Here is a 21363-nt window from a genome sequence, read left to right on the forward strand (position 1 = left end):
TTTTCCTGTCCCGCTTTTTCTTTGATGAACTGAGAGGTTTTCGATGGAACTCACCGCCCTGACCGCTATTTCTCCGGTCGATGGCCGCTACGGCAGCAAAGTCAGTGTATTTCGCAGTATTTTCAGTGAATACGGCCTGATCCGTAACCGGGTAACCGTCGAAATCCGCTGGTTGCAGAAACTGGCTGCCCATCCGGCGATTACCGAAGTGCCCGCGTTTTCCGCCGAAGCCAATGCGTTTCTGGACAAGATGGTCAACGAGTTCAGTCTGGCCGATGCTGAGCGAATCAAGGAAATCGAGCGCACCACCAACCACGACGTCAAAGCGGTTGAGTACCTGATCAAAGAAAAAATTGCCGACGTGCCTGAGCTGCACGCGGTGACCGAATTTGTTCACTTTGCCTGCACCTCAGAGGACATCAACAACCTGTCCCATGGTCTGATGCTGCGCGAAGGCCTGGATCACGGCCTGCTGCCGGCCATGGAAAACCTGGTCGAAAAGCTGGCCGAGCTGGCCCGGGAGCACGCTGAACAGCCCATGCTGTCCCGCACCCACGGTCAGACCGCCTCCCCGACCACGGTCGGCAAGGAACTGGCCAACGTGGTCTATCGCCTGCGCCGCCAGCTGATGCAGATCCGCGAAGTGGAAATCATGGGCAAGATCAACGGTGCGGTGGGTAACTACAACGCCCACCTGTCTGCCTACCCGGACGTGGACTGGGCTGCCAACGCCGAAGAATTCATTGAGAGCCTCGGCCTCGACTGGAACCCGTACACGACCCAGATCGAACCCCACGACTACATCGCCGAACTCTATGATGCCATTGCTCGCTTCAATACCATCCTGATCGACCTGGACCGGGACATCTGGGGCTACATCTCCCTGGGCTATTTCAAACAGAAAACGGTGGCCGGTGAAATCGGATCTTCTACCATGCCCCACAAGGTGAATCCGATCGACTTCGAGAATTCTGAAGGTAATCTCGGCATCGCCAATGCCCTCTTCGGCCATTTGTCAGCCAAGCTGCCGATTTCGCGCTGGCAGCGTGACCTGACCGACTCCACCGTTTTGCGCAACCTGGGCGTTGGCTTTGCCCACAGCCTGATTGCCTACGAAGCCACCCTCAAAGGTCTGGGCAAGCTGGAAATCAACCCGGCCCGTCTGAACGAAGACCTGAACAACGCCTGGGAAGTACTGGCGGAGCCGATTCAGACCGTGATGCGCCGTTACAACATCGAGAAACCCTACGAAAAGCTCAAGGACTTGACCCGCGGCAAGGCCATGACGCCCGAAGTCATAAAGAATTTCGTGGAAACCCTGGAGATCCCGGAACAGGCGAAGGCCGAGCTGCGCGCCCTGACCCCGGACAACTACATCGGTAACGCGATCGACCAGGCCAAAGACATCTAGGCAGGAGCAACACCATGGATATGCTTGGCGGGCTGACAGCCAATGAATTTCTGCGCGACTACTGGCAGAAAAAGCCACTGGTTATCCGCCAGGCGTTTCCCGGTTTTCAGTGCCCGGTCAGCCAGGATGAGCTGGCCGGACTGGCCTGCGAAGAAGCCGTTGAATCCCGCATCGTCATCGAGAACGATGCCGGAAAACCCTGGCAGCTTCACAATGGCCCGTTCACTCCGGATCGTTTCAGCGAGCTGCCGGAGCAGGACTGGACCTTGCTGGTCCAGGGCCTGGACCACTGGGTACCGGAAATTGCTGATCTGCTCGACAACTTCCGGTTCATCCCTAACTGGCGGCTGGACGACATTATGGCCAGCTACGCACCGACAGGCGGTAGCGTTGGGCCCCACTACGATATGTATGACGTGTTTCTGCTGCAGGCCCAGGGCCACCGCCGCTGGACCTTCGGCGGACACTGTGACCACAGATCGCCACGGGTAGAAGGTACACCCTTACGGATTCTGAGCAGTTGGGACGGCGAAGAAATTGTGACCCTGGCGCCGGGTGACATGCTTTACCTGCCACCAGGCGTTGGCCATCATGGGGTGGCGGAAGACGACTGCATTACCCTGTCTGTGGGTTTTCGGGCACCTACGGTCGACGACGTACTGACCAGCTTTACCGACTACCTGAGCCAGAAGGAAAAAGCGGCTGAACATCTGGATGACCCTGACCTTCAGGTTCAGGAGAACCCCGGGACTATCGGCGCCGACGTGGTTGAACGTCTCGACGCGGTAATTCGGGAGCAACTCGGTGATCGGCGTAATCTGGCCCTTTGGTTCGGGCAGTTCGCTACCGCCCCCAAAAGCATGGACATCGTCGTTCCAGCCGAGGAGCCGGCGGAGGCCGAAGATCTGGCCGAAGCCATTCGGGCCGGTGAACAACTGCGCTGGAATGAAGGCTCCCGTTTCGCCTACCATGAGCTGGACAACGAGACCGCTCTGTTTGTTGATGGCGAACAATTCCTGCTCAAGGGCGACGCCCGTCCGCTGGCTCCCCTGCTCTGCGCCCGCTCCCGTATTGACATGGCGACACTGGCAGAATTTGCCGGCGACGAAGCGTTGCTGGGGCTGTTGACCAACCTCTACAACCAGGGCTCGATCTATTTCGAGTAAGCCATGGATCTGAGATTTCGCAAATACAGCTGGCAACTGGCACCCGGGGCGGTTCGCGAGATTCGCCAGCGGGTGTTTATCGATGAGCAGAAGGTGCCGCCAGAGCTTGAGTGGGATGACACCGACGAGATTGCTGATCATTATCTTGCCGTCGATGCGTCCAACCAACCCGTGGCCACCGCCCGCCTGTTTTCCGCCCTGGAAGAAACCGGCTACATCGGCCGCATGGCCGTGTTACCGGAAGCCCGGGGCAAAGGTGTTGGAGAAGCCCTGCTCAGGCACCTGATCGCCGAGTCTGCCGGCCGATACCAGGAACTCCGGCTCTCAGCCCAGGAACATGCCACTGGTTTTTACCAACGATGCGGCTTCCACATCTGTTCGCTTACCCCCTATGAGGATGCCGGCATTCCGCACCTCGACATGCGCTGTCTGGCACCGGATCTCGCCCATTGGGCCGGTGCAGGACGCAGCAACCCGTTAATCCTGGGAGCCGATGAGGAATCCTGGCTGTTTGACCAGCCCTCATCCTTCATGAACCTGATGGATTCCCTGGTTGGCCAGGCTGGCCAGCGCCTATGGGTTTACGACCGGATTCTGGACCATGAATTCTACGACAGGCATCGACTGCGGGAATTGGTCTCTGCCCTCGCCCGTCGGCATCGACTGAGCGAGGTCCGTTTGTTGATTCACGACGACAAGCCATTAGTGCAACGACGACACCAACTGGTAGAACTGATGCGCCGACTCACCAGCCGCATTGAGCTCCGGCTGGTGAACGAGGACTACCCCATGGAGGATCAGCCCTTCCTGCTGGTCGACCGCCAGGGCGTGTTGTACCGACACAGCTTTGACAAGACCGAGGGCTTTGCCGATTTTTCCGCCGGCCGGCGGGTCCGGCTGATGGAAGAGGCGTTCCAGAAAATGTGGGACGCCGCGCGCCCCTCTCTGGAGTTACGCGAACTACCGCTCTGAGTGGGACACCTGAACCGCCTGAGGTGACTCGAAACTGGCCCCGAATGGCGCAAATTCCTCATCCACTTCTTCCGCCACTTCCACAATCAGTTTGCGCAGCCACTGATGGTCCGAGTTGTGCTGCAGCAGCGGGCTCCAGGCCATCTTGAGTTCAAAGGGCGGAATCTCAAAAGGCGGCACCTTAACCACCAGATTTGGATTATCTTTTTGCAGCCAGGCTGCTCTCGATGGCAGCGTGGCGATCAGATCGTGTTGTTCCGCCAGCAGCATCGCCACCTGATAATGGCGCGTAAACACGGAAATCTGGCGCTTGCGCCCCATTCTGCCCAGTGCCTCGTCCACCCAGCCCAGGCGTTGAACATCCTTCGGATTCACCCCCACCCCGACACCAAAACCGGTCTTGCTAACCCAGATATGACTGGCGTCCAGATAGGTATCCAGTGTAAACGGCTCTTTCAGGATTGGGTTCCGGGCGTTCATCAGGCACGCAAAGTATTCCGTCCAGAGGGTTTTCTGGTGAAACGACTGGGGAATCTTGTCGAAACGGTTAATCGCCATGTCCAGACGACCCTGCTCCACATCCAGAAAACTGACATCACTGGGCGTCAAAACATCCAGCGTGACATGCGGTGCTTCCTGTCGGATACGGCGCAACACCCTTGGCATCAGGCAGGATTCCGCGTAATCACTGGCCATGATCCGGAACACCCGCTGGCTCTCACCGGCCGCAAACGGTGTTTTTTCCTGCACCGCCTGCTCGATATCCGATAGAATCCCGCGAACCAGTGGCTGCAATTCCCTGGCCCGCTCTGTGGCCGTCATGCCTTCACTGGTTCGCACCAGCAGGGGATCGCCAAAAAGGTCCCGCAGCCTCCGCAAACCGTTACTCATGGCCGGCTGAGTGATGCCAAGGTGATTGGCCGCCTTGGTTACATTGCGCTCCCGCAACAACACATCCAGGTACACAAGCAGGTTCAGATCAACGCGGGAAATGTCCATAGGCAGCCAGACCTCACCGTCAGCAGCAGGGTGTATTATTCATTTCCGTAATATACAGGAATCTGGAAATTCACGTAATAAATGAACCTTCCGCCCTGATTACAACCAGAAAAGGACGGGATAGCATATTTCTGCTAGGCTTTCAGAGCGTTACCGAATAATATCAAAACCAATAAAACAAGCCCTCGGGCCAGACGTTCATTCAATCCGGAGCCTAACCCCACACCATGGATACCACTACCATTGTGCTGCTGCTCGCCGCGATCGTCACCGTTTCCCTGGTTATTATCGTTTTCAGCCAGATGCGGGAAAAAGCGAGGATCGAACGCGTTCGCAAAATGACGGCTCAGGAAGATGCCTACAACAAGGCCTACCGCCTGCTTACCGAGATTCCCGGCCAATACCTCACGCCAGACCTTAAACTGCTGCTGCTCAAGCGCATGGAAGACGCCTGCCAGGAACTGACCGCGCTGAAGAGTGATCAGCCGGTAAAACAGTGGCTGGAGAACATTACGCAAACCAAGAAGCAGATTCTGGAAAAGAACGACCAGCGCCCACCGGTAAAAATCGACACGCCAGAAAAATCCAGCTATATCAAAGAGCTGTTACAGGCTTTGTTCAAGCTGATTGAGGCTATGCATAAAGCCGGCCGGATAGACTCTGCCACCGCCAAGAAGAATCTGAAGTATGTTCTGTTTCTGGTGCACAAAACCCACGCCGACCTGCACGTTTTCCAGGCCCGCGATTTCATTCGCCAGAACCAGATCCGCAAGGCCATTCACGCTTATCACCTTGCCAGTACTGAGATGGGCAAATCCCGGGACAACCCTCTTGCCATGAAAGCGGTGAAGAGCTTCCGTACCCGCATCAAGGAACTTGAGGAAATGAGCACAGAAGGCAAGATGAATGAGGAAAACCATTCCAAGCTCGACAAGGAATGGGACAACTTTCTGCAGGACGACGACACCTGGAAGAAAAAAGCGGATTACGACGACTGAACGCAGCTTCGTAAACGCCCATATCTCAAGGATGACGCAACATCGTGTTTAACAGAATCAGGCAACGGCTCTCCTATCGCCTCACCCGGGACACGGTCCTGGTCGCCATGGTGCTGGGCCTGGTACTGAACCTGATCCAGATCACCCTGGACTACTTCACCGCCCGGGAATCGATGGATCGCGAAGTTCGCGCCCTGATTGAAATCAGCCAGAGCCCGGCCTCCCAGATTGCCTACAACATTGATGTCCGGCTCGCGGAGGAGCTGCTCGACGGCCTCTTGCAACACCCTGCCACCATAGACGCCCGAATTATTGACAGCGATGGCCAGACCATGGCTGCGGCCAGCCAGAGCAGCCCGGTTTCCCGCTATCGCTGGATCAGCGATCTGCTGTTTGGCGCCAGCCGCGTGTTCAATGAGGAACTGCAGGTGCCGCAATTGGCGGATCTGCCTCTGGGCCAGCTTGTTGTAACCATCGACACCTATCATTACGGCATACAGTTTCTCACCCGGGCGACCAATACCCTGATTATCGGGCTGCTGAAAAGCCTTGCGCTCTCCGGTGTACTGCTCGCCATTTTCTATTTTGTGTTGACCCGGCCCATGATGAACGTCATCAACGCCCTCAGTCAGGTGCGGGCAAGTTCTCCGGAGAAAGTCCGGCTTCCGATTCCGGAAAACCACAAAGGTGATGAAATCGGCACCATGGTGGGCATCATCAACCAGCACCTGGAAAACATGGAAGTGAGCGTGGCCAAGCTGCGATCCGCCGAAAGCGCCATGAAAAACTATTCCAGCCAGCTGGAACGGGAAGTGGAGGACCGCACCCGGGAGATTTCGGAAAAAAATGAAGCTTTGCTGCGCGGTAACCGGGCGCTGGTCCGCGCCAAGGAAGACGCTGTTCGCAGAGCTCGCGCCCGGGCCAACTTTCTGGCAAGCATGAGCCACGAAATTCGCACACCACTCAACGGTGTTCTGGGCATGCTGGGTCTGGCACTGGAAAGCGAGAAAGACGCCGGTCAACGCAATCGCCTGGAAATCGCTCTGAATGCCGGTGAGAGCTTACTTGGCCTGCTCAACGACATTCTCGACATCTCCAAGGTAGAGGCTGGCAAACTTTCCCTGGAAAGCATTCCTTTCAGCATGAGAAAACTGATTGAAGAATGCGCAACCCTGCACGCTCAACAAGCCCGGCGCAAAGGCATTAACCTGGTTAACGAGACCGCGCCGGATTTGCCAGAACATTTTCTGGGAGACCCCACCCGTACCCGCCAGATTCTGAACAATCTGCTCAGCAATGCCATCAAATTCACCGATGCAGGCACCGTAAAGATTCGCACCAGCTGGTCCGGGGGCAGCTTGCGACTGGAAGTCATCGACACCGGGATCGGTATGTCGAGAGAAGGCCTGCACCGGATATTCTCACCGTTTTCCCAGGCCGATACTGACACCACCCGCCTCTACGGCGGAACCGGGCTTGGGCTGACACTCTGCCGGCAACTGGTGGAGCGAATGCATGGCCAGATTCTGGTGGATTCCAAGGAAGGCGCCGGAACCCACTTTACCGTCACCCTGCCGCTTCCGGTACACCAGGGCGATGAACCGGAGATCGCAGAAGGCGTGCTACGACGCCTGAGCGATATTGGTATTGCCATGGCCCTGCCCCAGAGCAACCCTCACAGACTGGCCATCGAGTCCCAGTTGCGCTCCTGGAACATACCGGTGCGCAGTGCCAGTCGACATCCGGAAGGAATCCTGCTGATTGATGCCGCAAATTCGCCCCGGGAAAGCCTTGCCTTTGCCAATGACTGGCGAGGAGAAGGGGTGATTCTGGCCGATCAGTCCGGAACCGCAACCAGCAATCACCCCAGACACTGCGTCGTGGCACTGCCGCTGCGAAGGGACGACCTGTTCCGATGCCTCTGCGCAGCCGGCGGACTGGATTCGGGTGGGCAATCAACACGCCCGGATCGATCCCTTGGCACAGGCCAGCAACCGATACCGGCTCTAAACATTCTGTTGGTGGAAGACAATCAGGTCAACCAGTTGGTGGCCAGCAGCCTGTTGAAGAAACTGGGGCACCGGGTAGATCACGCGGAGAACGGGCGCAGAGCCCTTGAGGCACTGCAAAACAAAACTTACGACCTGGTACTGATGGACTGCCAGATGCCGGTTATGGACGGTTACGAAGCAACCCGTGCTATCCGCCAGAACCCGCAATGGCAGACGCTACCCGTCATTGCGGTAACCGCCAATGTGATGCAGGGCGATCGGGAGGATTGCCTGGCATCGGGCATGAATGACTACATCACCAAGCCCTACAATCGTGACGAACTCAGAGCGGTTATCGCTCGCTGGGCTCCGCTGTCTCCAGAACCTCCAACAGACTCCTGAGCTCTTGTCGCAGTGACAGCAATCGCTCTGGTTCAATATCCAGACCACACATAAGGCGGCCGGGCACGTTCGCCGCCTTGGCCCGCAGCGCCCGTCCGGCATTGGTCAGCCTCAGCCGAACCACCCGCTCATCCTCGGCGAGCCGAGCCCGTTGCAACAGATCCCGCTGCTCCAGGCGTTTAAGCAGCGGCGTCAATGTGCCCGAGTCCAGTCTTAATCTGGCCCCCAGGTCGCTGACCCGCGGCTTGATTCCCTCACGGTCCGCTTCCCACATCACCAGCATGACCAGGTACTGGGGATAGGTCAGCCCCAGCTCCTCCAGTAACGGCCGGTACCTGGCAGTCACCGCCCGGTTCGCTGCATACAGTGCAAAACAGATCTGGTTATCAAGCGCCAGTATCTGATCGTTATCTGTCATGGTCAGAGCAGTTTCTCGATATCGGCGCGGATGTCGGCCGGCTTCGCCGTTGGCGCATAGCGCCGCACAACCTGACCTTCCCGGTTAACCAGAAACTTGGTGAAATTCCACTTTACTTTCTCAGAACCCATCAGGCCTTTGGCCTCACGTTTCAGGAACCGAAACAGCGGATGCGTGCCGTCACCGTTCACCTCAATCTTGGCAAACATGGGGAAACTGACACCGTAGTTCAGGGAACAGAACTGGCTGATGGCATCGTCGTTACCAGGATCCTGATTCATGAACTGGTTACAGGGGAAACCCAGCACCTCAAACCCACGCTCCCCCAATTCGTCATGGAGCGACTGCAGCCCCTCAAATTGGGGCGTAAAACCACATTTTGAGGCCGTATTTACGATAAGCAGAACCTTGCCCCGATAATCGTCCATTGAAACTTCCTGCCCTTTGATATCTTTGGCACTGAAGCTGTAAATGGTTTCGCTCGCCATGAAATATCTCTCCTGTATTGGCCGGCTCCGGCCGATTTGTATGAACGACTGATTTACATTGTGCACAATATAATTTCCCACAACAACACCGCAAATTGTCCGTTCGGGTCAGCCTGATGACACATCACTTCAAAGACGGTCCGTAAACTATCCTGAATTGGCCACAATTCCACACAATTGCCCCTGTTACCCCGAGGCGTCCCTCCGCTAGAATAAGGCTTTCGTTCAGAACCTTAGCGAAGGACCCAGGCTCCCATGCAGAACTTTTTCAAATCCGCCAAGCTCGACAATGTCTGTTATGAAATTCGTGGCGTGGTTCTGCGTGAGGCCCGCAGGCTCGAAGAAGAAGGGCACCGCGTTCTGAAGCTGAATATCGGCAATCCCGCAGCCTTCGAGCTCGACGTGCCGGAAGAAATCCAGCAAGACGTCATCTACAACATGCACCAGGCCCAGGGCTACGTGGAATCCAAAGGCCTGTTTTCGGCCCGAAAGGCCGTGATGCACTATTGCCAGCAGCGGGGCATCGCCAAAGTCGATATTGATGACATCTACCTGGGCAATGGCGTCAGCGAGCTGATTGTGATGTCCATGCAGGCATTGCTGAACACCGGCGACGAAGTACTCATTCCGGCCCCGGACTACCCGCTCTGGACCGCCGCCGTCACGCTGTCCAGCGGCAAGCCGGTGCATTACCGCTGCGACGAACAACAGGACTGGTTCCCGGACATTGACGATATTCGCAAAAAGATTACCCGTCGGACCCGGGCTATTGTGCTGATCAACCCGAATAACCCGACCGGTGCCGTGTATTCAGAGGAACTGCTACAGCAGGTTCTGGAACTGGCCAGGGAACACAATCTGATCATCCTGTCGGACGAGATCTACGACAAGATTCTCTACGATGGTACCCAGCACACATCCATTGCCTCGATGGCGGACGATGTGCTGTTTTTCACCTACAACGGTCTGTCCAAGAACTACCGGGCGGCCGGTTACCGTTCTGGTTGGATGATCATCAGCGGAGCCAAACACAAGGCCCGGGATCTGATCGAAGGCATCGACATGCTGTCGAACATGCGCCTTTGCGCCAACGTACCGGCCCAACTGGCAATCCAGACCTCTCTGGGCGGCTATCAGTCCATCAACGATCTGGTGGCACCGGGCGGGCGTCTGTACGAGCAGCGCGAGACCGCCTGGCGCATGCTGAACGACATTCCCGGGGTGAGCTGCGTCAAGCCCAAAGGGGCGCTGTACCTGTTCCCAAGGCTGGACCCCAAGCACTTCCCGGTGGTGAATGACGAGAAGCTGGTTCTGGATCTGCTGCTTCAGGAGAAAATTCTTCTGGTTCAGGGCTCGGCCTTCAACATTGATGACAAGCAGCATCTCCGGGTTGTTTTCCTGCCCAGAGCGGACACGCTGTCGGATGCCATGGGCCGTCTGGGCAATTTCCTTGAACACTATCGCCAGTAAACCGGAGTCAGTATGGCAGACATTCATGTCGAGGAATTCTACAAGGACGTTGCAATTGCTCTGGTTCAGCTCTACATGTCGTTTCCCCGGCGGGTAAACCTGTTCGTGGAGGATATCGCCGGGCCAGACGAGCCCGACGAATTCGGCCTGCACAGCAAGCGCCATATGGCCTGTTTCGGTGCCCTGCTCTGGCTGTCCGAAGAAGGCCTGCTCCGTTACGTGGATACCATTCGCCAGGAAGCTCTGGATCAGGCGGTGCTGACCCGGGAGGCATTTGTTCGGCTCAGCGCCCCGGCCCCGCAGGCGCTTCTGGGGGAACTGTCGGCGGTTTCAAACGAACCCGAATTGCCGCCTTCTGTTCAGAAAGACTTGTCCACCTATATTCATCTGCTGCGCTCCGCCCTGAAAAGCGGCAGTTCGAGCCGCATCAGTCTGGCGGTGCAATCAACCTTCTTCAACGATTCAGGCCTGCAACCCGTTCATTAAATGGCGTTAAGGTTCTTGAACCGCTGAACCGGATCCACATATATCGGTCAGAAAGGCAATACGTTTCCCGGTAAGCTGATACAGGAAAAAACCATGCGTATTCTGTTGTTTCTGGCCACCAACCTGGCCGTTATTCTGGTTGCCAGTTTTACCCTGCGACTGCTGGGGGTCGATAGTTATCTGGCACAACAAGGCATCGACTACGGCTCGCTACTGGCGTTTGCGGCGGTGTTCGGCTTCGCTGGTGCGTTTATCTCGCTGTTTCTCTCCAAGCCCATGGCGAAGTGGAGCACCAAAGCCCGGGTGATTGACTCGCCTCGCACGCCAGCGGAGCGCTGGCTGGTTGAAACCGTCGCGGAGCTGGCAAAGAAAGCCGGCATCGGCATGCCCGAAGTAGCGATCTTCCCTGCTCAGCAATCCAATGCATTTGCCACCGGATGGAATAAAAACGACTCTCTGGTGGCGGTCAGCGAGGGGCTGTTAAGCCGCTTCGACAAGGACCAGATCCGGGCCGTACTGGGCCATGAGATTGGCCATGTGGCCAATGGCGACATGGTGACTCTGACGCTGATCCAGGGCGTGGTAAACACCTTTGTTATCTTCGCATCGCGGGTGATCGGCTCGTTCGTGGACCGGGTCATCTTCAAGAATGAGAACGGCCATGGTATCGGCTTTTTTGTCGTGAGCATCGTGGCAGAAATCGTGCTCGGCATCCTGGCCAGCACCATCGTGTTCTGGTTCTCCCGTCGTCGGGAATACCGTGCCGACATTGCCGGTGCCCAACTGGCAGGGCGAGGCGCCATGATCAGCGCCCTGGCGCACCTGAAAAAGGAAAGTGAGGTTCCGGATCAGATGCCGGACACCCTGCAGGCATTCGGTATCAACCGGGGCGCCCGCGAAGGTCTGGCAGCAATGTTCATGACCCACCCGCCGCTGGAGGACCGAATTGCAGCGCTACAGAACGCCAAACTGTAATCACATGAAAAAGGGCGCCACACAGGCGCCCTTCTCTTTTGACGAGTAAGACATTCAGGGTGTCAGATCTTCAGTTTGAACCCGATGGCCCTGAAGCTGTCCTGAATCGACTTGCTGCTACCCTTCAACTGCACTTTCAGACTCGAGCATTCCCTGCGCACCGGGTAGTCCCTGCGTAACCTGTCAAAGGCCTGCGCCCGCTCTTCAGGATTACCGCGCATGGTCAGCCGCAGGCGGGCATCGTCCCGGCGGGGATCGTAACAGGCGCGCAAAGCAACCTGAACGGCCTCATCCTCATCAGCACTGCTGGTAAAGGACACTTTACTGAGGGCCGGCTCCGGCAGAAACTGTCCGGCTTTCTTGCGCACAGGCAGCCCCAGGTAACGGCACAGGGCCTGGTAGATCATCTCCGTGCCCTGCATCTTGCCTTCCAGGCTGTAGCCGGCAATGTGGGGCGTGGCCAGCCACACCCGGTCTAGCAGATCCGGGTTGATTCTGGGCTCATGCTCCCAGACATCCAGCACCACCGTGGGCGCGTCTGCCTGCTGAAGCCGGGCAAGCAATGCCTCTCCGTCTATCACCTCGCCCCGGCCGGCGTTGATCAACAACTGATCCTGCCCAAGCGCCGCGAGCTCGCTGCCCGCGATCATCCGGTTGGTGGGATGGTCTCCAGTTCGCGTCAACGGCGTGTGCAAGGTTACAACGTCACACTCCAGAGCCCCGGCCAGCGGCACAAACTCCTCTGCGTGCTCTTCTTCAGCTTCCTGCCTGGGCGGATCACAGAGCTTTACCGTGAAATCCAGCCGCTCCAGCATTCGGGCCAACTCACCACCGACATTACCCACCCCGACAATCCCTACCGTCAGGGATGACCAGTCTTCAATACCCCGCTTTTCTGCGTACAGGGACAATACCGAGAGCACATACTCAGCCACACTGACGGCATTGCAGCCTGGCGCAGCGGCGAAACCGATGCCTTGTTCCTGGAGCCAGGTCTGGTCTATGTGGTCCGTTCCAATCGTGGCCGTACCAACGAACCGCACCCGGGCACCATCCAGCAACTGCCGGTCTACCCGGGTTACCGAACGGACCAGAAGTATATCGGCATCCCTTACCTGGTCCGGAGCCAGCGTCCGGCCATTCACCCGGCGAATCTCTCCGATGTCGCCAAAAAAGGAATCCAGTAAGGGTATATTCTCGTCCGCAACGATCAGCATAACAGTGGTCTCACCAGTGACTCTCAATGACGACGTGGTCTGGGCCCGCGACCGCTGTTGCCCTGCGGCCGGCGACCACCCCGCTTGCGGGTAATCGGCGGGTTATCCATGGCGGCTGTCAGATTCTCATCAGGCACCGCCGTCTTCAGCTTCTGGCTGATGTATTTTTCAATCTCCGGCAGGGCAAACGCGTCCTCTTCACCAGCGAAGCTCACCGATACTCCGGTTTTACCGGCACGGCCAGTACGACCAATGCGGTGAACGTAATCTTCGGCATTGTCTGGCAAATTGTAGTTGAATACATGGGTCACGCCGTTTACGTGGATGCCACGGCCCGCCACATCGGTAGCAACCAGCACCTGGATCTGCCCCTTCTTGAACTGGTCAAGCGTTTTCAGCCGCTTGTTCTGGGCAATCTCGCCAGACATCAACGCCACTTTCACACCCTGGTTTTTAAGATCCTCTTCAAGATCACGGCACTGGTCACGACGGTTGGCAAAAACAATCGCTTTCTCTACTTCCGGCCGCTTCAGGTAATTCACCAGTACCGGCAGCTTTTCGTTATCGGACACCAGGAAAACGGTCTGTTCAACTCGTTCTGCAGTCTTCTGTTCCGGCTCGATTTCGACAAACTCGGCATTGCGGGTCCACATGGATGCCAGGTTGAGGACATCCTGGTTGAAGGTGGCACTGAACAGCAGGGTCTGGCGCTCATCCTTGGGGGTACACTTGCGGATGATGCGCTTGACGTCCGGGATAAAGCCCATATCGAGCATCCGGTCCGCCTCATCCAGAATCAGGATGTCGAGCTGATCCAGAAAAACATCCTGTGAGCCCAGGAAATCGATCAATCGGCCCGGGGTAGCCACCAGGATGTCGACAATTTCGTTCTGCAACTGCTCCCGCTGCTTGTCGTAGTTCATCCCGCCAACCACAGTAACCACATTGTGGCCAGTGTAATGACACAGCTGTTCGGCGTCCTTGGCAATCTGCATGGCCAGTTCGCGGGTGGGCGCCAGCGCCAGAACACGAGGCTCGGAGGCAAAACGCTCTTTCTCGTCGATCGGAGTTTCCAGCAAAGACTGAATCGCGGTAATCAGAAAGGCTGCAGTCTTGCCGGTGCCCGTCTGAGCCTGGCCAATGAGGTCTTCACAGGCCAGGGTCCAGGGCAGCGTTTCTGCCTGAATGGGCGTGCAGTACTCGAAGCCAATTTTGGAAATGGCATCCAGCAGTCGCTTGTCCAGATTGAGGTCGCTGAAGCGTAAATCGCCGGTATGCTTTGGTTCTGATGTCATAGGGGTTCAGGTATCCTTGATTGATCGTATTCCTGCTCTGCAGTTAACAGACGGGTCTTCACTCGAGCCCAGGTTTCATCTATCCGGGCACCAGTGCTGTAAAACTGCAAGAGCGAATCGTAGAACTGCTGTGCACGGCGGGGTAATCCACAGGCAAGGTAATCGCTCGCCTGGTTGAGCACATTCAGGCGGAATGCATCTCCATCGGCAGCGCCTCCGCCGGCGAGGTTGTCGACACTGATGTGAAAGCGGAAGCCGGCCGCCAGGGAAAACAGACACTCTATGGCCTGAGGTTTCACCTCCACCTGCTCAAACGCTTGCTGCTGTTCAGGTGTTCGTCCATCCGGACAGTACCAGTATCCGTAATCGTACATTGTGCGCCGATGCTCACCGGCAATGCACCAGTGGGCAATCTCGTGCAGGGCACTGGCAAAAAAACCATGGGCAAAGACTACCCTGGCAAGGCCCTCGGGCTCGCTCACAGGGAGATATTCCGGTTCGTCGCTGCCCCTGACCAGAATCGTCCGGTATGATTCCCGGAACAGGTCATTGAACAGCATGATAAGATCGTCTGGATTGTGATTCATCGGTTGGCTATTGTGCGACTTTAACGCGGCCAATACCAGTGGGAACTTTCGCCACAGCATGGTGTCCACTGGCTTCGAACCGACTTCATGCATACCAGAATCAGGAAATGACCGTATCCATGTCAGCAGTCCAGGCCTTCAGTGCTTCTACGCGAAATCTGTCCTACCATCTCCTGCTTGTGTTGGCAGTGGGTCTGTCGCTGGCGTCTCCCGGAGCCAAGGCTCTGGGGTCCGGCAATGGCAGCCTGTTTGGTAACAGCGAATTTCTGCCGGTAGATGAAGCACTGCCCTTTGATTACACCACTGATAACGGGGCTGTGGTGCTGGCCTGGAATATCACCCCCGGCCATTACCTCTATAAAAGCCGCATACAGATCAATGCCGTAACTGATGGTGTACAGGTTGGCGAACCCGGCTTTTCTTTACCGGGCACGCTGACTGAAGACGAATTCTTTGGTGAGATCACCGTTTTTTTTGATCCGGTCCAGGCCAGGGTCCCCATCACCCTGCCCGACGGTGTCCGGGAAGCGGAGCTTCAGGTGACGTACCAGGGCTGTGCAGAGGCCGGGCTTTGTTATCCCCCGCAGACCCGGGACATCCTCTATTACCCTGGTGGCGACGCTGCCGAGACCGCTGCCAACAGAGTGACCTCCGATACCGGAAATGCGGCGCCCGCAGATACCTCCACCGCGACCGGCCTCGCCGGCTTTCTGTCCAGCCAGTCGATCTGGATGATCGCCGGCGTATTCTTTTTGCTCGGTCTGGGGCTGACCTTTACGCCCTGCGTTCTGCCCATGGTACCCATCATCTCCTCCATGGTCTCCGGGCGTAATACAAGAACCACCAGCCACGCATTATTGCTGTCTGGCAGCTATGTGCTGGGCATGGCATTAACCTACGCCGCGGCGGGTGTCATTACCGGCCTGCTGGGCGCCAGCTTCAATCTCCAGGCGCAGCTACAGTCGCCCTGGGTGCTGAGTGTTTTCGCTGGCCTGTTCGTGGTCTTTGCGCTGTCGATGTTCGACCTGTTCGAAATCCAGCTACCACGTTTTATTCGGGAACCCCTCAACGATGCCAGCCATCGCCTGACTGGTAGCCGTGTCGCCAGCATCTTCGGCATTGGTGCCCTTTCAGCACTTATTGTCTCGCCCTGCGTGTCTGCGCCACTGGCCGGCAGCTTGCTGTACATTTCCACCACTCAGGATGCCGTGATCGGCGGTGTGGCGCTGCTGGCACTGGGCCTGGGCATGGGAGTTCCCCTGATTCTGGTTGCCGTTGGCGGCCGGAAACTGCTGCCAAGCTCAGGGCACTGGATGACCACGGTGAAGCACTTCTACGGTGTCATGCTGCTGGCCGTGGCTATCTGGCTGGTTGAGCGCCTGGTACCGGTCTGGTTCAGCCTGACCATGTGGGGGCTGCTGATTGCTATTACTGGCGTACAGCTGGGCGCATTCGATGCCGCCAAGGCTGGCTGGCAGCGCACCCGTAAGGGGCTGGGGCTGGTTATGTTTGCCTATGGCCTGGCCTTGCTGGCCGGTGCCGTCAGCGGCGCCAACGACCCGCTCAAGCCGCTGGCGCCCTTTGTCGCCTCCGCGGCGCCGGGACCAGTGGCGGGCGAGCTATCACATGCCAGCTTCCAGCGTGTTGAGGATCCGAACCAGATCCGCGCATTGCTGGCCAATGCCAGTGACCGGGGGCAGCCCGTCATGCTGGACTTCTATGCGGACTGGTGTATTTCCTGCAAAGTCATGGAACGCAATGTGTTCAGCGATCCCCAGGTCATCCAGGCACTGTCACCCTACACCATGCTGCAGATCGACATGACGGACAACACGCCCGCCCAGCAGGCCCTGCTGGATGAACTCGGCCTGTTTGGCCCCCCGGCAATACTGTTCTATCAGGCGAGCGGGTCAGAGCTCAGCAACGCCCGCGTACTGGGCGAGATGGATCGGGATCAGTTTCTGGAGCACGTGGCCAATATTGGTCAGAAACTCTGAGTCAGGCGTCCTGACAGCGGCGGATCAGAAACAGGAATTCGCCGCCCGCTTCCTGCTGACCGAGAAGTTCGTGCCCGAGGAACTGGCAGAACCTCGGGATATCCCGAGTGGTTGAAGGATCGGTGGCCACCACCCGCAGCACCTGCCCAACCTCAACATCGAGGATGCGATTGTGCAGCATCATGACCGGCTCGGGACAGAACAGTCCCCGTGCGTCCAGTTCTGCGTGATAATCATGATCGGACAAGCGTGACCTCCTGCAAGTAGCGTGATTTTTCTGAATCCAGTGCTAAATTATTGTTTATAGCAGCGAAAATAAAGGGAGATTGTCATGATTCGGGTACTTATTGAACGCCATATTGCCGAAACTCTGGAGTCGGCCTACGAAGACCGGGCCAGAAAAGTGTTACAGCAGGCCGTCAGTGCCCCGGGCTTTATCTCCGGTGAGACCCTGGTCGACTGCCGCGACCCCAACCATCGCATGACACTGGCAAACTGGCGCTCAGAGGCAGACTGGGATCGCTGGTACCGCTCTCCTGAACGCCGGGAATTAATGGCGGAACTCACCCCCATGATGGACCGGGATGAAGCCATTACCGTGCTCCAGCACAGCGATATGCCGTGAGCCCGGCGATCAGTCCAGGCGCTCGATGAAGCAGGTTATTTCTTCCCGGTCATGGTAGAGGTGCCGGGCCCGGAGCCGGCAATTGAGCTCGGCCTCCGCCAGCCCCTGCAGCAGTATGTCCCGGCAGATCAGCCACTCCTCATAACGTTTCTTCATGGGTAGCTTGAGATTGAACACGGTGTAGCGACACAGCTTGCCGCCTACCCAGTCCAGCGCCAGGCACACAGTTTTTCGGGGCTTGTCGACGATATCGCAGACCATCCAGTCCACGGCCCGCTTCGGGCGCCAGGCGTAGCCATCAGCCCGGACATGCTCAACATGCCCCGTGGCCATCAACTCTGGATTCATGGGGCCATTATCGACCGCCGTCACCATCATGCCCTGCTGTACCAGTTGCCAGGTCCATCCGCCGGGAGCGGCGCCCAGATCCACCGCTTTCCGCCCCCCACCCAGGTAGTCCAGATAACGATCTTCAGGAATGAAGACTTTCCACGCCTCTTCGAGTTTGAGCGCAGACCGGCTGGGCGCGGAGGCAGGCAAACGCAAACGGGGTATGCCCTGCGGAAAAGGGGATCGATTATCGGCCAGGCTTAACCCGACAACGGCCGTTTCAAAATCCAGCAACAGCAACTCCAGACGGTCACCTTTGGCACTGTCCGAGTCCTGCGCCAGCAAGCCCGCCTCCCTGAGTCCGCGGGACAGGGGTGCCACCCATTTTCGGGCAAAGTTGCCCAGATCGCGGTCTTCATTGGCTTCCGTAAGCCGGGTTTCCAGTCGTGATGCCAGGCTGCCCTGCCAATCGGCGCCCCGGAGGAACTCGATAACGGCTCCAACCCGGTCCCTGGCCGGCAGCGGGCAATCGCCAATCACCAGAAACCAGTCCCGCACAAAGACCAGCTCGCCCAGCGGTATTCTCTGCATCAATTCAAAGGCAGATTCGGGCCCGCCAAGGGTAAACCGCACCAGCCCTGCGTTCCTGATCGGCTGAAAGTAACCGAACAGACCACAAGCGGCCGCCGAATCCATCAACTCCTGACCCGCCTCGGTTTCAAACCCCGGGCGACACATCAGCATTATCTGTTGCATTCCATAACCTTGTTGGTGACCACTGTCAGGATTCTGACGCACTGACAGCGATAAAACTTGAACGTGTTTAACGGCAGCACTTGTTCACGCTGGCTACACTTTCTGCCTCCCAACGTACCGCCTGGTGGAAGATGCTCCAACTCTGGAACCTGCTTACGGCCTGCTTTCTGGCCACGGCTAGCCTGCTGTTCAGCGGCCAGCTTGCGGCTATGGAACCGTGTCCCGCTCTTGATGCCGCCAGCCCGGACGCCCGAAGTGCGATCAACCACCACATCTGTTTCTACTCGGCCCGCCCGGGTGAGCCGGCCCATGCTGCAACCGCACCGGAGGATCTACCGGCTGAATTGGCCTGGAAATCAGCCCGGGGCCATGATCTGGTATTCAGCCACACGGATTCCGTGTACTGGCTTCAACTTAATGTCCGCAACAGCAGCGCTGAATCCGGTCTCTGGTACCTGAAGCTTCATTACCCGCTGCTGGACGAGGTGACGTTCTGGCAAAAAAGCCGCTACCAAAGCGGTTACAGGCCTGAAGACGCCCGACCTCCGCTGGCGACCGGCGATCTGTTCCCGTTTGCCACAAGGGGCATAGATTACCGTTATTTCCTGCTCCCCGTCACACTGGATGCCGGCGAAAACCACTCCATCCTCATCCGGGTGCATAGCAGTGGCGCGCTGAACGTGCCCTTGGGCCTGATGACACCGGGCGAGGTAATTGCAGAAAGCAACCATCTCACCCTCATACACGGCCTGTTTTACGGCGCCCTGCTGATACTGGCGGCGTTCAACTTGCTATTGTTCATCAGTGCGGGCACCCGCTATTACTTCTACAACGCCTTTTATATAATCTCGATCGGGATGTTCCTGTTCGCCATGGGTGGATTTGCCAACCAATACTTCTGGCCGGAGAGCTCAGAACTGGCGAACCTCTCCATTCCGTTAACCCTGGCCGTTTGCGCGCTGGCGATGACTCTATTTGGCTGGTCTTTCCTGGAAGTCGGCCCCGACACTCTTTCTGTCAAGGCGCTGAAATCACTGGCCACAGTTGCCGTTGGCGCAGTAGCACTGACGCTCCTGATCCCGTATACCAAGTCCATCCTGATCAATACCGCCCTGGCCTTGACAGTCATTGTGGCGCTACAGGTTATTGCCTACGTTCGCTGGCGCCAGGGATACAGGCCCGCATTCTGGTATCTGGCGGCCTGGATGGTAATGGTTGCCGGGGCACTGATCTATGCCATGGCTGCGTTCGGCTATCTTGGCGATTATCAGGCCCGGGAAGTGATGATGCAGGCGGTTCTCGGAGGCCAGGTGGTCCTGCTGAATTACGCCCTGGTGCAGCGCTGGCGCCTGCTTAACCAGAAACTGCTGGATGTGGAACACCAGGCTCGGACCGAACTGGAACTGAAGGTCCATGAACGCACCGCCCAGCTCCGCAACACCATGCGGGAACTGGAACAGGCAAATCGGAAACTGGCATCTTTAAGCCTCAACGATGCGCTCACTGGCCTGTACAACCGGCGCCACATGGATAATCTTCTGCCTGAACTCTGCAGGGAGGCCGGTCGGACCGGGAACCCATTAACTCTGGCCCTGATTGATGCCGATCATTTCAAACGCGTAAACGATACCTGGGGCCACGATTTCGGAGACCAATGCCTGAAACAGATCGCGGGCATTCTGGATGAGCATGTCAAAAGGCCAAGGGACGTAGCCATCCGTTTTGGTGGCGAGGAATTTGCCCTGCTACTCCCCGGAAACAATCTGGAAGGCGCGCGCACGCTCTGTCTCAGCATACTCAAGGCCATGCGGGAAACCGCCCTTATCGCTCCAGACAAAAAGCCTTTCCATCTGACACTCAGCGCCGGGATTGCCGAACTGGGTACGGGGGAGGAGCCATCTGACCTGTTCCGAAAAGCCGATGAAGCACTCTATCAGGCCAAGGGCGCAGGGCGAGATCAGATCGTACTCGCCAATCGCGCGTCAGCGCCTGGTCACAGCACGGCATCGTCGGCAAACTGACGCGTCAAAAGAGCAGCCTGCGCAATCAGGTCTGACTGTTGCTCTGGCTGCCGCGCCAGCGGCTGAAAATCGTGATTTCCGCCGTCCAGCCAGCACAGCCGGGTAAGGCCGGGGATCTGATCCTGCGCCTTCAGTTCATCCGGTTTACCGAATGGGTCCCGGGTACCCTGCACCACCAGTAGAGGAACCGCGACCTTATCCAGATGGTCAGTCCGCCAACGATCCAGCTTCCCCGGCGGGTGAAACGGATAGCCATAACAGGCAACGCCATCAATATCCCTGAACTTCCCGGCAGCCAGAAGCGTGGCCATCCGCCCTCCCATTGATTTCCCCCCCACCAACAGTGGTACCTGACTTCCAAGCTCCTCTCTGGCCAGGGACACCTGATCTTCAAATGCCGCCAGCAAAGCCGGCTGCCGATCGGGAGGTCGTTTTCTGCCATCCTCCCGACGCTTCACCATATAGGGAAACTCGAACCGCACACTTTCGATGCCTTGCCCTGCGAGAGCCTCAGCTAACAACTCCATGAACATTGAGTCCATGGGCGCGCCTGCACCGTGGGCGAGTATCATTACCGCTTTGGCATCTTTTCCGTAGCCTTTGGTCTTAATTCTTTTCACCAATTTTCTCTCTCTCGCTCCTGTTGCGGATCAAACCCGGTGACAGAATGGATCTGGCAAGCCATTAAAGCGTCAATAAAAACATATTGAATAGACTTGCAACTTACTGGCCAGCCTACTGATTCCGGCGGATTTGACG

20 protein-coding genes are annotated in these 21363 nt (G+C 57.4%); 11 read left to right on the top strand and 9 right to left on the bottom strand.

All coding sequences use genetic code 11. The features are described from left to right. Positions 1–43 precede the first annotated feature (43 nt). The 3 genes from purB to ACSSVV_RS01700 are packed head-to-tail and all read left to right on the top strand — an operon-like array spanning position 44 to position 3549. On the top strand, positions 44–1411 hold the full coding sequence (purB, locus tag ACSSVV_RS01690) for an adenylosuccinate lyase (RefSeq protein WP_023009996.1): 1368 nt from the start codon (positions 44–46) through the stop codon (positions 1409–1411). A gap of 14 nt (positions 1412–1425) precedes the next feature. Continuing rightward, on the top strand, positions 1426–2577 hold the full coding sequence (locus ACSSVV_RS01695; protein ID WP_454105459.1) for a ribosomal protein uL16 3-hydroxylase: 1152 nt from the start codon (positions 1426–1428) through the stop codon (positions 2575–2577). Between the two features lie 3 nt (positions 2578–2580). Then, entirely contained in the window at positions 2581–3549 is a 969-nt protein-coding gene (locus tag ACSSVV_RS01700; protein WP_454105460.1) for a GNAT family N-acetyltransferase, read from the top strand. On the opposite strand, the gene ACSSVV_RS01705 is transcribed toward ACSSVV_RS01700, so the two are convergent. After that, positions 3538–4548, bottom strand: a complete 1011-nt coding sequence (locus ACSSVV_RS01705) for a LysR family transcriptional regulator (protein WP_011785247.1) — start codon at positions 4546–4548, stop codon at positions 3538–3540. The two genes, ACSSVV_RS01700 and ACSSVV_RS01705, sit on opposite strands and share 12 nt — an antisense overlap. Before the next feature lie 227 nt (positions 4549–4775). On the opposite strand from ACSSVV_RS01705, the gene ACSSVV_RS01710 reads away from it, so the two are divergent. Both ACSSVV_RS01710 and ACSSVV_RS01715 read left to right on the top strand, forming a co-directional pair. Next, a complete protein-coding gene (locus tag ACSSVV_RS01710) occupies positions 4776–5546 on the top strand; it encodes a hypothetical protein (RefSeq protein ID WP_454105461.1) in 771 nt (256 codons plus the stop codon). Between the two features lie 44 nt (positions 5547–5590). Continuing rightward, entirely contained in the window at positions 5591–7939 is a 2349-nt protein-coding gene (locus ACSSVV_RS01715; protein WP_023009994.1) for a hybrid sensor histidine kinase/response regulator, read from the top strand. On the opposite strand, the gene ACSSVV_RS01720 is transcribed toward ACSSVV_RS01715, so the two are convergent. Both ACSSVV_RS01720 and ACSSVV_RS01725 read right to left on the bottom strand, forming a co-directional pair. Beyond that, on the bottom strand, positions 7890–8357 hold the full coding sequence (locus ACSSVV_RS01720) for a MarR family winged helix-turn-helix transcriptional regulator (protein ID WP_228223443.1): 468 nt from the start codon (positions 8355–8357) through the stop codon (positions 7890–7892). The genes ACSSVV_RS01715 and ACSSVV_RS01720 overlap by 50 nt on opposite strands. A gap of 2 nt (positions 8358–8359) precedes the next feature. Further along, complete coding sequence (locus tag ACSSVV_RS01725; RefSeq protein ID WP_023009992.1) at positions 8360–8845, bottom strand: glutathione peroxidase; 486 nt, start codon at positions 8843–8845, stop codon at positions 8360–8362. A 255-nt stretch (positions 8846–9100) separates the two neighbouring features. Here ACSSVV_RS01725 and ACSSVV_RS01730 point away from each other — a divergent pair, with 255 nt between their 5' ends. The 3 genes from ACSSVV_RS01730 (at position 9101) to htpX (ending at position 11776) form a co-directional block, all read left to right on the top strand. Next, entirely contained in the window at positions 9101–10315 is a 1215-nt protein-coding gene (locus tag ACSSVV_RS01730) for a pyridoxal phosphate-dependent aminotransferase (protein ID WP_011785252.1), read from the top strand. A 12-nt stretch (positions 10316–10327) separates the two neighbouring features. Next, on the top strand, positions 10328–10801 hold the full coding sequence (locus ACSSVV_RS01735) for a hypothetical protein (RefSeq protein ID WP_228223442.1): 474 nt from the start codon (positions 10328–10330) through the stop codon (positions 10799–10801). Between the two features lie 93 nt (positions 10802–10894). Further along, a complete protein-coding gene (htpX, locus tag ACSSVV_RS01740; protein ID WP_023009991.1) occupies positions 10895–11776 on the top strand; it encodes a protease HtpX in 882 nt (293 codons plus the stop codon). 62 nt (positions 11777–11838) lie between these two features. Here the strand turns inward: htpX and pdxB are convergent, their stop codons facing one another. From pdxB to ACSSVV_RS01755, 3 genes are read right to left on the bottom strand one after another with little or no spacing between them, the layout of a single operon-like run. Continuing rightward, entirely contained in the window at positions 11839–12993 is a 1155-nt protein-coding gene (gene pdxB / locus ACSSVV_RS01745) for a 4-phosphoerythronate dehydrogenase PdxB (RefSeq protein WP_454105462.1), read from the bottom strand. A 23-nt stretch (positions 12994–13016) separates the two neighbouring features. Then, positions 13017–14288, bottom strand: a complete 1272-nt coding sequence (locus ACSSVV_RS01750) for a DEAD/DEAH box helicase (RefSeq protein WP_014421207.1) — start codon at positions 14286–14288, stop codon at positions 13017–13019. Further along, a complete protein-coding gene (locus ACSSVV_RS01755; RefSeq protein WP_413540198.1) occupies positions 14285–14848 on the bottom strand; it encodes an elongation factor P hydroxylase in 564 nt (187 codons plus the stop codon). Before ACSSVV_RS01755 ends, ACSSVV_RS01750 begins: the two co-directional genes overlap by 4 nt. Positions 14849–14994: 146 nt before the next feature. Between ACSSVV_RS01755 and dsbD the strand changes: the two genes are divergently transcribed. Further along, positions 14995–16872, top strand: a complete 1878-nt coding sequence (gene dsbD, locus ACSSVV_RS01760; RefSeq protein ID WP_454105463.1) for a protein-disulfide reductase DsbD — start codon at positions 14995–14997, stop codon at positions 16870–16872. 1 nt (position 16873) lies between these two features. Here dsbD and tusA read toward each other — a convergent pair whose 3' ends face one another. Beyond that, positions 16874–17119: a sulfurtransferase TusA gene (gene tusA / locus ACSSVV_RS01765; RefSeq protein ID WP_454105464.1), complete on the bottom strand. Its 246-nt coding sequence runs from the start codon at positions 17117–17119 to the stop codon at positions 16874–16876. A gap of 84 nt (positions 17120–17203) precedes the next feature. On the opposite strand from tusA, the gene ACSSVV_RS01770 reads away from it, so the two are divergent. Further along, positions 17204–17497: an antibiotic biosynthesis monooxygenase family protein gene (locus ACSSVV_RS01770; protein ID WP_011785260.1), complete on the top strand. Its 294-nt coding sequence runs from the start codon at positions 17204–17206 to the stop codon at positions 17495–17497. Between the two features lie 9 nt (positions 17498–17506). Here ACSSVV_RS01770 and rlmM read toward each other — a convergent pair whose 3' ends face one another. Continuing rightward, positions 17507–18583, bottom strand: coding sequence for a 23S rRNA (cytidine(2498)-2'-O)-methyltransferase RlmM (rlmM, locus tag ACSSVV_RS01775; protein ID WP_454105465.1), 1077 nt, complete (start codon positions 18581–18583; stop codon positions 17507–17509). Positions 18584–18714: 131 nt separating this feature from the next. On the opposite strand from rlmM, the gene ACSSVV_RS01780 reads away from it, so the two are divergent. Beyond that, a complete protein-coding gene (locus ACSSVV_RS01780) occupies positions 18715–20604 on the top strand; it encodes a sensor domain-containing diguanylate cyclase (RefSeq protein ID WP_454105466.1) in 1890 nt (629 codons plus the stop codon). Here the strand turns inward: ACSSVV_RS01780 and ACSSVV_RS01785 are convergent. Then, positions 20577–21224 (bottom strand): alpha/beta family hydrolase, encoded by a 648-nt coding sequence (locus ACSSVV_RS01785; RefSeq protein WP_454105467.1) that lies wholly within the window; start codon positions 21222–21224, stop codon positions 20577–20579. The genes ACSSVV_RS01780 and ACSSVV_RS01785 overlap by 28 nt on opposite strands. Positions 21225–21363 lie beyond the last annotated feature (139 nt).

The sequence above is a fragment of the Marinobacter sp. MBR-105 genome (genome assembly GCF_053628895.1).